Origin of the sequence: Stenotrophomonas sp. LMG 10879 (assembly GCF_002750935.1) — a bacterium.
Classification (GTDB): domain Bacteria; phylum Pseudomonadota; class Gammaproteobacteria; order Xanthomonadales; family Xanthomonadaceae; genus Stenotrophomonas; species Stenotrophomonas lactitubi_B.
On record NZ_PEJT01000007.1, the window covers coordinates 168,699 to 181,197 of the forward strand.

At 67.5% G+C, this 12,499-nt stretch carries 10 protein-coding genes; all 10 read right to left on the reverse strand.

Features of this window, described 5'->3' with window-relative positions; all coding sequences use genetic code 11:
- Window positions 1–2,373, reverse strand: a complete 2,373-nt coding sequence (gene bcsB, locus CR919_RS12860; protein WP_099820336.1) for a cellulose biosynthesis cyclic di-GMP-binding regulatory protein BcsB — start codon at window positions 2,371–2,373, stop codon at window positions 1–3.
- Window positions 2,370–4,994, reverse strand: coding sequence for a UDP-forming cellulose synthase catalytic subunit (gene bcsA, locus CR919_RS12865; protein ID WP_099820337.1), 2,625 nt, complete (start codon window positions 4,992–4,994; stop codon window positions 2,370–2,372). The genes bcsB and bcsA overlap by 4 nt, the downstream gene beginning before the upstream one ends.
- Window positions 4,991–5,746, reverse strand: coding sequence for a cellulose biosynthesis protein BcsQ (gene bcsQ, locus CR919_RS12870; RefSeq protein WP_099820338.1), 756 nt, complete (start codon window positions 5,744–5,746; stop codon window positions 4,991–4,993). The genes bcsA and bcsQ overlap by 4 nt, the downstream gene beginning before the upstream one ends.
- Window positions 5,743–5,922, reverse strand: coding sequence for a cellulose biosynthesis protein BcsR (gene bcsR / locus CR919_RS12875; RefSeq protein ID WP_165787272.1), 180 nt, complete (start codon window positions 5,920–5,922; stop codon window positions 5,743–5,745). Before bcsR ends, bcsQ begins: the two co-directional genes overlap by 4 nt.
- Window positions 5,922–7,550 (reverse strand): cellulose biosynthesis protein BcsG, encoded by a 1,629-nt coding sequence (bcsG, locus tag CR919_RS12880; protein ID WP_099820340.1) that lies wholly within the window; start codon window positions 7,548–7,550, stop codon window positions 5,922–5,924. The genes bcsR and bcsG overlap by 1 nt, the downstream gene beginning before the upstream one ends.
- The gene (gene bcsF, locus CR919_RS12885) at window positions 7,547–7,726 is read right to left on the reverse strand and encodes a cellulose biosynthesis protein BcsF (RefSeq protein ID WP_025876682.1); all 180 of its coding nucleotides are present in this window, start codon (window positions 7,724–7,726) and stop codon (window positions 7,547–7,549) included. Before bcsF ends, bcsG begins: the two co-directional genes overlap by 4 nt.
- Window positions 7,723–9,261: a BcsE family c-di-GMP-binding protein gene (locus CR919_RS12890; RefSeq protein WP_099820341.1), complete on the reverse strand. Its 1,539-nt coding sequence runs from the start codon at window positions 9,259–9,261 to the stop codon at window positions 7,723–7,725. Before CR919_RS12890 ends, bcsF begins: the two co-directional genes overlap by 4 nt.
- Before the next feature lie 244 nt (window positions 9,262–9,505).
- Window positions 9,506–10,693: a nicotinate phosphoribosyltransferase gene (gene pncB / locus CR919_RS12895; RefSeq protein WP_099820342.1), complete on the reverse strand. Its 1,188-nt coding sequence runs from the start codon at window positions 10,691–10,693 to the stop codon at window positions 9,506–9,508.
- 101 nt (window positions 10,694–10,794) lie between these two features.
- Complete coding sequence (locus tag CR919_RS12900) at window positions 10,795–11,634, reverse strand: glycosyltransferase family 2 protein (protein ID WP_099820343.1); 840 nt, start codon at window positions 11,632–11,634, stop codon at window positions 10,795–10,797.
- A complete protein-coding gene (locus tag CR919_RS12905) occupies window positions 11,631–12,485 on the reverse strand; it encodes a glycosyltransferase (protein WP_099820344.1) in 855 nt (284 codons plus the stop codon). The genes CR919_RS12900 and CR919_RS12905 overlap by 4 nt, the downstream gene beginning before the upstream one ends.
- Window positions 12,486–12,499 lie beyond the last annotated feature (14 nt).

The window sequence follows — 12,499 nt, forward strand, 5'->3', positions numbered from 1 at the left end:
TCAGTGCCCCGGATCCAGCCGCTTGGCCGCCACCCAGCGCAGCACCCGCCAGAACAGGAAGGCCACCATCAGCACCACCACCGTGGCCAGTACCGCCAGCAGCGCGGGGTGATCAGCCAGGTGGTACCAGAGCAGCAGCCACCACGGCAGCGCGCCCACGTAGTAATGGTCGCCGACGAACTGGCTGTGGATGCCCGAACTGCGCAGGATCGCCACCGAGCCGGCAATCGCCTGGCGCTTGCCGGTATCGCTGAGTGCGTCGTCGAGCAGGCCGTAGTCGGCGGCATTGCTGGCTGCCAGCGAGACGATGCTGCGCTGCGCATGATGCGGCGACTGCAGGCCGATGATCGCCGCGAAGGGCGCTTCGGCGGTGACCGCCACCTGGGTGACCGCCGGATCACCGGCGCGGCTGCCGCGACGGGCCTGCTCCATCGCCAGCTGGGGCGACGGTGACTGGCCATTGAGCAGGCGCGTGCGCTGGTCATCGATCAGCAGCGACAACTGATCGCTGCCGCGCAGTTCGGCCGGCATTGCACCCAGCATCAGCAGGTCGGCATCCATCGCGCTGGCCTGCTTCCAGTCATCGGACAGGCGCAGGCCATAGGCCGGATATCCGGTCTGCACGCCCAGGCCCCCCACCAGATTCAACAGCAGGCTGACCTGCGATTCGCTTGCCGTTGCCGGCACCAGCACCACTGTCTCGGACAGATCGGCCATGCGGCTGAAGGGGAATCCACTGAGCGCGAATGCGGACAGGTCCGGCAGGCCCATGTAGTGGTGGAAACCGGAGAAGTCGATGGTCGAATCTTCTTCGATCGCCGCCTGCAGGTTCGGCGGCAGCACGGTCTGGCAGTGGTCGCGCTGGGCGCTGCCCATCACGCTGGCGAAGTTGAAATCAAAGCGCAGCTGGTTGCGATCACCCAGCTTGAGCGAGGGAATCAGCAGGCGGCCGTCGTCGGCACCGGCGTCACCGGCCAGCACCGGCAGGCGGATTTCCTCCAGGCCCTGCTTGCCGTTGCGGCGCACCAGCGGGAAGCTGGAAATGAACTGTTCGTTGATTGCGACGCCCAATCGCGATTCGTCGCTGCCGAACGGTGGCGTGTAGCGGTAACGCAGGTTCAGCGGAATGCCCTGGTTGCGCCAGATGAAAAGATCCGGTGGCAGGTTGAGGTTGACCGTGATCGGCTGCGGAGACACCCCGTTCGCATGCAGCTGCTGGGGATAGTCGAGCAGTTCGGCCAAGCGCACGGCACGATCGGTACGCACCCAGTTCGGTGCGTCGTACGGCTTGCGTGGGGCCAACGGCTTGACCTCATCGATGCTGACCTGGCTGCCACGGAACAGCGCGTTGCCCGCCGCCATCGCCGCCACCGCCTTCTGCAGGTCGTCGTCGTTGCGGCCCAGCACCAGCAGCAGTTTGCGCTGCGGGTCCTCCGGCAGCGCCATCAGTTCAACCACCGGGCCCTTCACCGGTGCATGGTTGGCGATCACCGGCGGGAACTTGCCATTGACCGCCAACACCACGGCATGACCCTGCGCCGGCAGTTGGCCGAAGCTGACCGGGAAGCGTGCCTGCCGCCACCAACCGGCCAGGCTGCCGAAATAGGAGGCCATCACTGCACCGGCGCGTTGCTGGGCCAGCGTCGGTGCGGCACCGAACACCACCGGCAGCTCCAGCCGCGCGGTGTCGCGCGGATCGAAGAAGGGCAGCGGGAAGTTGGCCAGGTCGTCCTGCATCGCCAGCGGTTGTCCGCCCAGGCGCAGCGTGCTGTTGCTGGACAGGTTCACCCACAGCGAGCTGTGGGTGGGTTCTTCGCAGATGTCGGTGTAATGGCCGACAAACTCCAGCCGCACCTGGTTGAAGTCGGCGATCAGGCGCGCATCCAACGGTAGCTTGGCCTGCACCGGGCGGCCAAGCTGGTCGTTGCTGATCGGCACTACCCCCATCAACGCGTCGTTGAGATAGACCCGCAGATGCGACAGGGTCGGCAGCAGCGACGGCGACGGCGTGAAGCTCAGGTCCAGCTCGGCTTCGCGGGCCAGGCGATCGCGGCGTACCTGGAATTCGAAGGTGGTCGCGTTGCGCACGCCCGACAGGAGCGTGTCCTGGCGACGGCCCAACTGGGCGAACGTGCTTTCGCGCTGCCAGGGCCACGCACTGCCTGCCCAGGTCTGCGGCAGTGCGGCTTCACTGCGCTGCGCAGGAACTGCTGCAGCCGCAACCGGCGTCGGCACCGCGACCTGTGCTTGCGGGGCGGCCGGCGTGGGGCTGGTGGCGGATGCCGGCACGGGGGCCGGCGCACTGTTGCCCGAGGCCACAGGCAAGGCCAGCAGAGGCAACAGCAGCCAGCGCAGAGAGGACGGAATGCTCATGGACGAAGCCCTGGATCAGCGGCTGGGTCAGCCGGGTGGGATGGAAGCGGACGTTGCGGGGCGAAACTGGCCAGCCAGCGCAGCAGGCGACGGTTCCAGTGCGCGGGGCGGTCGAGGTCGAACGGTGCGAAATCGCCCATCCGCCGGTAACCGCGCCAGCCAAGCACCAGCACGCTCCACAGGCTGCGTGGCAGGCTCTTGGGCTGGTAGCCGGCGTGCCAGTCGAGCCACGCATCTGCGCGGGCGAAGGTGCACTGGGCAAATTCCACGCGCTGGCGTTCGTTCTCGAAGGTCAGCAGCAGGCCGAGGCGGTGGCCGACGCTGCGTTGCACGCGCGCGGGGAACGCGAACTCGCGACGGCCCCGGCCCAACAGTACCTGCACCGGTTGGCCCTCAAGCAGTTGCGGGTCGTCGCCCAGCTCGATGCCGACGCCGTCGTTGGAGTAGTCCTGCATGACACCACGCAGGCGGCGACCATCGGGAACCTGCAGGGCCATCGGCAGACGCGTGGTGACGCGATGGGTGCGGCGTACCTGCTGCACTTCGGCGGCCACGGCCAGTGCCCCACCGATGATCAGCAGGTTGTACAGCACCCACAGCGAGCTGACGACCACCGTGCCACGTTCGTCGGCTGGGCCATGCATGAAACGCCAGACCGCGAAGCACAGGCCCAGCACGTTCAACAGCGCCAGCACCAGGTAAGGCCGTGCCACGCGCCAATCGAAGCGATCACCAGCCTGCGTGCCGCCCTTGTCGGTGACGTTGAACTTGCCACGCCCCGGGCTGAACAGCGCAATGGTGGTCGGCCGTGCGATGTACCAGGCCAGCACCGTCTCATACACCTCACCCCAGAAGGGGCGGCGGTACTTGCCCTGGATGCGCGCGTTGGTGAGGCTGGCGTGGGCCATGTGCGGCACCACGAACAGCAGGATCGCCAAGGCCGGCGCGTAGATGATGTAGACGTGCAGCAGCAGGAACGCCAGCGGCGCGGTGAGGAACACCAGGCGTGGAATGCCGGCGAGGAAGTGCAGCATTGCGTTCGCGTAGCAGAAGCGCTGAAACAGGCTCAGGCCCTTGCCGATCAGCGGGTTGTCGATGCGGAAGATCTGCACCATGCCGCGTGCCCAGCGGATGCGCTGGTTGACGTGCGCGCCGAGGCTGTCGGTGGCCAGGCCGGCCGCCTGCGGGATGCGCAGGTACGCCGAGTTCCAGCCGTTGCGGTGCAGGCGCAGCGCCGTGTGCGCGTCCTCGGTGACGGTCTCGGTGGCAAAGCCGCCAATGGCATCGATCGCCTCGCGACGCAGCACCGCGCAGGAGCCGCAGAAGAACGCCGCGTTCCACAGGTCATTGCCATCCTGCACCAGCCCGTAGAACAGTTCGCCCTCGTTGGGGTCGCTGCGGAACACCTGCAGGTTGCGCTCGAACGGATCGGCCGAGAAGAAGTGATGCGGCGTCTGTACCAGTGCCAGCTTCGGGTCGCGCAGGAACCAGCCACAGGAGACCTGCAGGAACGAACGCACCGGCAGATGATCGCTGTCGAAGATGGCCACCAGTTCGCCATCGATCAGGGTCAGGGCATGGTTGAGGTTGCCCGCCTTGGCGTGGCGATTGTCGGTGCGGGTGATGTAGTTCACCCCGGCGCGCTCGGCGAAGGCGCGGAACTCCTCGCGCCTGCCGTCGTCAAGAATGTGGATGCGCAGCTTGTCGGCCGGCCAGTCCAGGCCCATCGCCGCGTACACGGTGTGCCGTACCAGGGCCAGGTCTTCGTTGTAGGTGGGAATGAGCACATCCACCGTCGGCCACTGCTGGACATCGGCCGGCAGCGGCGCCGGGCGACGACGCAGCGGCCACGCCACCTGCACATAGCCCAGCATCAGCACCAGCCACGAGTAGGTTTCCGCGGCCAGCAGTACCAGTCCGCAGATCAGGTCGAAGGTGCTGTTCCAGTTCAACGTGGCCGTGTAGCGCCACCACAGGTAGCGGCAGGACACCGTCATCGACAGCACCACCAGTACCAGGGTGGCGTAGCGCCCCTGCATGCGCCGCACCAGCAGGGCGATGACCCACAGCAGTAGTACGAACACGAACTGCGCGAAGTAGGTGAACGGTTGGGTGATGCACAACACGGCCAGGCCCAGCGTGGCCAGACCGATCAGGAAGGTCAGCAGATTGCGCGTGCGCGGCGACAACGCCTGCAGGCGCTGGCTGGCCCAGGCCATGATGCGGCTGTTCCAGACCTCGTTGGGCGCATCGCGCATCGCACGCACGTAGCGCAGGTGACCACGCCCGGCAGCACCGCGCAGTTCGGCGATGCGTTGCCGGCGCGCGCGGGCCAGTCGTTGCCTGCGCTGCGATGGACGCGGCACCAGGCGCACGATCGACAGCCACACGGCCTGGATCAGCAACCGCAGCGGGTCGCCCGGGCGCCAGCGACGGTCGCCCTGCAACTGCGGGAACGCACCGCGCAGGCGCGGTGCCAGTGCCTGCCACGCCGGAGCTTCCAGCCGCAGGAACGCCCAGCCGATGGCCTGCAGCAGCCACAGCACCAGGCAGGTCGCCCACGGCGCATGGACCCGATCACGCAGGCGGCTCCAATGCAGGTAGTAGACCCGCGCGCTCATCCGTGCGCACCCTCCGCCTGCCGCCGGGCAGCCTCGGCCAGGCACCACAACGCGAGACCATCGATATCCGCCGCGGCCAGCGAATCGGCCGCATGACGGCCCAGCGGCTGCTTGCTGGCCAACGCCGCCGGCACCCGCGCATCCTCGTGCAGCGGTTGCGGCAGCAGGCGCGCAGCATGCGAGTGCAGCCACAACTGCATCAGGTCGCGCTGTACCGGTACGGCGGGATCGTAGCGATTGGCCAGAACACGGCGTGCGTCGGCATTCTGCCGTTGCAGCACCACATGGCTGGTCGGATCGACACAGGCCAGGCGCAACGGCAGAGTGCAGGCGGCGTGCTGGTTGATCGCAGCCACGTGCGCCGGCAGCCGCTGTGGCAGGTCGAACAGCAGCCAGTCGAACTGCGAGGACAGCAGCGGCATGCGCTCGGCCCAGGTTGCCGGGGCAGCCTGCAGCCACTGCTCGACCCGCAGTGCCTCGCCGAGATCGACGCGACCGTAGGGAAGCACGGCCAGGCCGGGCGCGCAGGCGAAGGCCGACGCGCGCCAGTCGCCCCCATCAAGCTGGGCGCGTGCCCAGCCGCCTGCCTCCTTGGCTGGCAGGCCCAGGTGCAGGCCCAGCATCTGGTCCGGGCTGCATTCGACCAGCAGCACGCGCTGGCCCTGCACATGCAGGGCCTGGCCCAGCGCCGCCAGCACAGTGGTCACCCCGGTGCCACCATGCACGCCCTGCAGGGACAGCACCGTACTCATGGCTGCTGCTCCAGTTCGGCCAGCAGCGGCCAGCGTGCCAACGCCTGCGCGCGCTCGTTCTGCGCCGAGAAGTCCACATAGGGCATCTCCGGCATGTTCAGGCTGCGCCGCAGCAGGTCGATGTCGTCTTCCTCGACCGACAGCGTGGTGGGCACCGCGAGGATGTCGGCGGCCATCAGCGTTTGTCCTCGGGGTAAGGGCTCCAGGTCTGGCTGCCCTGCAGCTGCAGCCATGGCTTGCCGTCGTAGTCGATGACCTTGGCACCCTCGTTCTCGGACACCGACGGCGTCTGTGGCAGACCCTTGAGCAGGCTGTTCCAGTCGCGGTCGGCCGGCGGCGACTGTGCGTTGAGCGCGTACACCCGTGCCACCAGCTCGGAGATGGCCAGGTAGCTGCTCGGCTCGGGGACATGCCGCGGGCCACCGGCGGCAGGCGCGCCCATGCCCACCAGCTTCACCCCTACCGGCACATGGGTGATCGACGGGCTGGGAATTTCGCGCATGCCCGGGATCTGCATGCGATCGCCATGCAGGGCAGCGCCGTGTTCGGGCACCACCACGATCATCGCCCGTCGTCCGCTCTTCTCCACCGCATCGACGAAACCGGCCATGTCGCCCAGTACCATCTGCGCACGCGCCTTGTAGTCGGCAGCGTTGGCACGGCCATCGGCGCCGACGATGCGGTTGCCGTCGTGCAGCGAGATGGTGTTGTAGAACAGCGCCACCTGCTGGGTGGACTCGGCCTGGCGTTGCTTGAACCAGCTGTTCAGCACGTCGCCATCGCGACGCAACGGTGATTTGTCGAACGCCACCAGCGCGCGCGGCAGCGGATTGATGTCCATCGGCTTGGCCTGCAGGCCGCCGTACTTGGACAGCTCACCGATGAAATCGTCGAAGTGGCCGTCGTGATTCATGGCCAGCTCGCTCTGGAAGCCGAGGCGCTGCAGGTTGGAGAACAGCTGGCATTCGGCCGGCACCGGATCGAACAGCGCGGTATGCGAGGTCTGCCCGCAGCTGGCGCGCAGCAGGCGGATCGCCGCGGGTCCGCTGTAGGCGGTTGCCGAATTGAAGTCGTCGAACACCACGTCCATGCGGTCGAGCAGGTTGTTCTGCCGCAGCCCCACTTCGTCCAGGTCACTCCAGGCCAGCGAACAGATGTTGAGGATGATGACGTCGAACGGCGCGCCGCTGGCCGGCGCCGGGAACGCCGTCTTCAGGCTCGACTGCTGCTGGTAGAAACTGGCCAGCCAGGCGTTGAGGTTGTCGTTGCTGGCCGGCGCCAGCTGCGCACGGCCGCCACCCGCATTGCCGGTGGCCGCCACCGCCTGGCCCGATCCCGCGACCAGCCCGGCCGGCAGCGGCAGCGCGACCACCGCCATGCCGAGCATGCCCAGCACGCTGAGGGTGGTGATGCGCAGCCACGGTTTCAGCAGGTAATAGGCCACCAGCAGCAGGGCCAGCACCGCCACCATCTGCCAGTTGATGAAGCGCTGCGCCAGTTCCAGCCAGTAGTCGGCAGAGAAATCGAGCACGCCCGGCTGCGCCAGCAATCGCTGGAACGGCGGCCACCAGGTGTCCTGGTAGTACAGCGCCACACCCACGGGGACAGCCACCACCGTGCGCGCGAGGCGCGCCCAGCGCCAACGCAACGGCACCAGCAGTGCGCCGAGGAACAGCAGATTGGGCAGGATCTTCAGATCCAGCGCGCCCATCCAGGCCAGCACCACCTTGGACAGGAAGTACAGGTTCCAGCCACGCAGGTCGGCCCAGGCGAACGGTGATGCGGGCAATGCCTGCGGACTCATGCCGGCCTCCGCGGTGCACGCTGGCGCACGCCGGCCCGGCGCAGGTGACGAGGCGGCAACCACCCACCGACGCGTCGGCGCAGGCCGCGCCACAGCACGCCCAGCATCGCGCCGAACGGGATCATCAGTACCGCGCAGGCGACGATCAACGTCCACAGCTGCTGGTCGGTGGTCATGCGTCGTCTCCCAGCCGCAGCGGCGTTGGTGTGGCAAATGGCGCTACGACAACTGCGGTTACCGAGCTCGCCACTGGTTCCGCAGGCTGCGGCAGCAGTTCGGTCTCTGGATCGCTGCCGCTGGCGTTCATCGCCGCGATATCGTATTCGGCAAGCCGCTGGTAACCGTCGAACAGCTCGCGCCAGGGCAGGCGGAACAGGTTGCCCAGCGCCTGTTCGATGGCGTCGCGGCGGCAACCGAACAGGAACAGGCGCACCTGTCCGCGGTATACGCAGGCCAGGTCGCCCTGGCGGCGGATGCGCAGCTGCTGCAGCGTCTGCTCGGCGCGCAGGCCAGCCACCGGCTGCAATGCCAGCACCGCACTTTCCACGGCGCTGCCGTCCTGGTCGATGCGTTCACTGGCGATCTGGCGGAAGCGTGATGCACTGACCTGGCCACTGATCGACGGTGGCCGGTGCGCACGGATCAACGGTTCCGGATCGTCCGCCAACTGGCCCTGCCAACGCTGCCGCTGCACCGTGTCGAGCAGGGTCAACAGGCGCGGCAACGGGGTGCGTGCAGGCACCACCAGGCTGCCGCCACACTGCAGCAACAGCCGCTCATCGGCGTAGCGCAGGCAGGGCTGCAGTTCGCGCACCACCAGCTTCAGGGCATCGCCGCGCTCACGCCGCAGGCGATGCAGCAATCGAGCCAGCGCATCGACCTGTGCGTTTTCACTGATGGCCACCACTACCGTGGCCTCGCGTGCCTGCAGTGCGGCCGGCATCAGGCCAGCCCACCCTTCGTACAGGCGCCAGGCCGACGACAACGGCGGGGCACCTTCCAGCACATCGGTCTGGGCCAGGAACAGGTCGCGGTCACTGCCGCCCTCGCCCGCCACTGATGGCGCTTCGACCTCGGGGTCGACCACGCGCTGCAGACGCTGGCCGACCTGTTCGACAGTGAAGGCACGTTGTGCGACGACGCCGTGGCTGTTGGTCCAGTAATGCAGCAACAGCTGCAGTGCACCACGGTGCGGATGCAACTGGGCGACGCCAGCGCAGCTCCGGTTCAAGGGCAACAGGCGTGGCGCGACCGTGGCCACCTCGCCATGGCACAGCAGCAACAGGACCTGAGAGGCCTGCTGCGCCCAGTGCTGCAGGCGTTGGCACCAGCGCGACAAACGCGCATCGTCCCACCCGTCCAGTGCAGCCACCGGAAACTGCACGACGCACATGCGCGTCGTGGAACCCGAAGCGCGGGGCAGATCCTCGGCAAGGCCACGCAGGGCCTGCTGCATGCCCTGATGCGAACACTGGAACATGCGCACCCGTGCAGGGCCTTGTTCGGCAGTCAGCAGGGACAGCATCGGCTCGACACCGCGCCCCAGCGTCGCCAGCACTACGTCATCCAGATCGCCCGCACCGGTCAGCGCACTGGCGCCCAGCAGATCGGCCGGCGCGCTGCCGGCGGCAACGACCCAGTACACGCCGCCACTGCGCATTTCGACGAACTCGGCCGGCATGCCGGCAATGGCAAGATGGGGCGCCGTCACGCGTTGTTCCTTCCAGCGGCCATCGGCGGATCCATTGGCAGACTTGCAGGGTGGATACTGCAGCGAAGGGAACTCATTTGATGACGCACGTCACATTCATGTGGTTGAAACCGCATGATAACGTCGATCCTGCCGCTTGCGGCATCAAGACACGGTCAATTGCAGCCAGGCGCGAGGGCCAGCAAGCACCGCGCGCAGGCAGCCACATCCCGCTGGCCGCAGCGCGGCCCCGGACCGGACTCGATCAGGCCTGGCCCGGGTCCGGCAGCTCGAACACCTGCCGCAGGTAGGACAGGTAGCCCGGGTCATCGCACATGCTCTTGCCCGGCGAGTCGCTGAGCTTGGCCACCGGCTGGCCATTGCAGCGGACCATCTTGATGACGATGTTGAGCGGGGTCGGCCCCAGATCGTTGGTCAGATGGGTACCCACGCCGAACGCCACCTGGCAGCGGCCGCGGAAGTAGTCGTACAGGCGCATCACCTTGGTGATGTCGAGCCCATCGCTGAACACCAGCACCTTGCTGCGCGGATCGACGCGGCGCTGCTGGAAGTGGGCCAGCATGCGGTCGCCCCAGTCGAACGGGTCGCCGGAATCATGGCGCACGCCGTCGAACAGCTTGCAGAAATACATGTCGAAGTCGCGCAGGAACGCGTCCAGCCCGACCACATCGGACAGCGCGATGCCGAGGTCGCCGCGGTACTCGCGTGCCCACGATTCCAGCGCCGCTACCTGCGAATCGCGCAGGCGCGGGCCCAGCGCCTGGAACGCCTGCAGGTATTCGTGGGCCATGGTGCCGTGCGGGGTCATGCCGTACAGGCGCGCGAAGTGCACGTTGCTGGTGCCGACCAGCTGCGGGCCCAGCGCATCGCGCAGCAGCGGCAGCAGGCGCGCATGCCAGTCGCGCGAGTAGCGGCGGCGGCTGCCGTAGTCGGCGATGCGGCACTGTTCGAAACCGGGGGTATCACGCAGCAGTGCGGCCTTGGCCTGCAGGCGTCGCTCGCCCTCGGCGAAATCGGCCGTGGTGGTGTTGCGGAACCAGACTTCGTTGATGATCGCCAGCAACGGCACTTCGAACAGGATGGTATGCAGCCACGGACCGGTGATGTCCAGTTCGATCTCGCCGGGCACGGTCTTCGACGCACGCAGCTGGATGTACTTGCGGTCCAGGTGGAACAGGCCGAGGAAGTCGGCGAAATCCGGCTTCACGAAGCGCAGGCCACGCATGTAGTCCAGCTCTTCATTGCTGAAGCGCAGGCTGCACAGGTGGTCGATCTCCTCATCGATCTGGTCGATGTAGCGGGCCAGTTCGATACCGGGGGTGCGGCATTTGAAACGGTATTGAACCTGCGCGCCGGGGTGCTGGTGCAGCACCGCCTGCATCATGGTGAACTTGTACAGGTCGGTGTCGAGCAGGGACTGGATGATAGGCATGGCTGGAATTATGCGCCTGTAGGGGTGAACCGGGGGTGCCGCCAGTAGATCCACGCCATGCGTGGATGACCCCATCCATGCAACCGAGCATGGGCTCGGCTCTACAAAGACCTGCGCAGCAGTCTCGGCACCTGCACCAGGGCATGGGCCCAGATCGCCCCCCACACCGCCAGCCGTACCGGCAACGACCGCTGCGAGGCCTCGAATTTGCTGAAGTAGCGCCACAGCCCGCGATGCTTGTGCCATTCCACGAAGAACGGGCGCGAACGGCTGGACACCCCACGCACGTGGGTCACCTTCAGGTCGTTGGCGATGGCGACCACGCCGCCGGCCTCACGCACGCGGCGGCACAGGTCCAGGTCTTCGGCATGCAGCCGGTAGCCGGCATCCCAGCCGCCGATGCGATCAAACAAGGCGCGCGGCATCAACAGCAGCGCACCGGACAATGCCGGCACCTGCTGCAACGGCTGCGCCGGGTCGCGGGCAATGGCCAACCGCGCGCCGCGACCGGGCGAGCGCAGCATGGCGAGGAAGTCAGGATCGCGACGCCGTACCGCGTCATCGGCCTGGCCGTGTTCGTCCACCTGCTCCACGCCCAGCAGGCTGTCGCCCACCGCATTGGCACGGTCACGCAGTGCGGCGAGGGTATCGACTTCAACCATCAGGTCGGGATTGATGAAGGCCAGCCACGGGCTGCGTGAATCGGCAACGCCCTGGTTGTTGGCCGCGGCGAAACCGGGATTGTCCGGATTGGCGATGAAGCGTACGCGCGGATCGTGGCTGGCATGGCGCTGGATGACCTCCAGGGTTTCATCCAGCGAGCCGTTGTCGATCACCCGGATCTCGGCCACGTCCTGCGCCTGGCGCAGTCGCGACAGGCAGGCATCAATGGTGCTGCCGCTCTGGTAGGTGACGACGATGGCGGCAATGGCGGCATTCAAACAGGCGGCTCCAGCGGTGATGGCGAGACGAACAGGTCGCCCTGCCCGCGCGGCATTATCGCCTGCCGCAGGTTGTGCTGCAGGTCCTGGCGCAACGTATGCAGCGGGTCGTGCATCAGGAAGTCAGCCAGCCGCGGCACCCATCCTGGCCAGCGCGCGGCCAGTGCCTCCAGATCGCCGTCGCGGCTGGGCGCTTCACTGGCACGGCTGACGAAGGCGTTTTCGCACAACACGTTGCGCCAGCCGAGACCGGCCATGCGCAGGCTCAGATCGACCAGCGCCGCGTTCCAGCCCAGGTAGCTTTCTGCGTCCAGGCCGCCGGCACGCCGCCGCGCATTCGCGCGCACCAGCACCGCGTGGGTGACTGCCGAGGGGAGTTCGGGGTGCAGGGTCGGCAGTGCGGCGCACACGTGGGCCAGCAGCGCCGGGTCGTCCGGTTCGGGGTTGAGTTCACCCAGCCGTGGCCAGGCAGCGGTCTCGCCCACGTTGCACCACGGCGTGGCGGTGGCAATGGCGGCGTCACGCGCAAACGTGGCCTGCAACTGCTGCAGCCATCCCGGTGCAGGCACGCTGTCCGGGGCCAGCACCGCGACATCCAGGCCATCGCAGGCACGCAGCATTTCGTCCAGGTGGGCAACCTCGCCGAGGGGTCTGGCGCGGCGGGTGTATTCGGCCTGCAGCGGGGTATGTGCCAGCCAGTGTTCGACCACTGCCTGTGCACGTGGCCCGGCCTGCGCGTCATCGCCCAGCCAGATCGATGTACCTGCTGCGGTACCGGCATCAAGCGCGGCCAGGCAGCGGTCAAGTACCGCGTCGTCCACGCCCAGCGGCAACAACACGATCGCCCCCATCCCGCCTCCGTGGT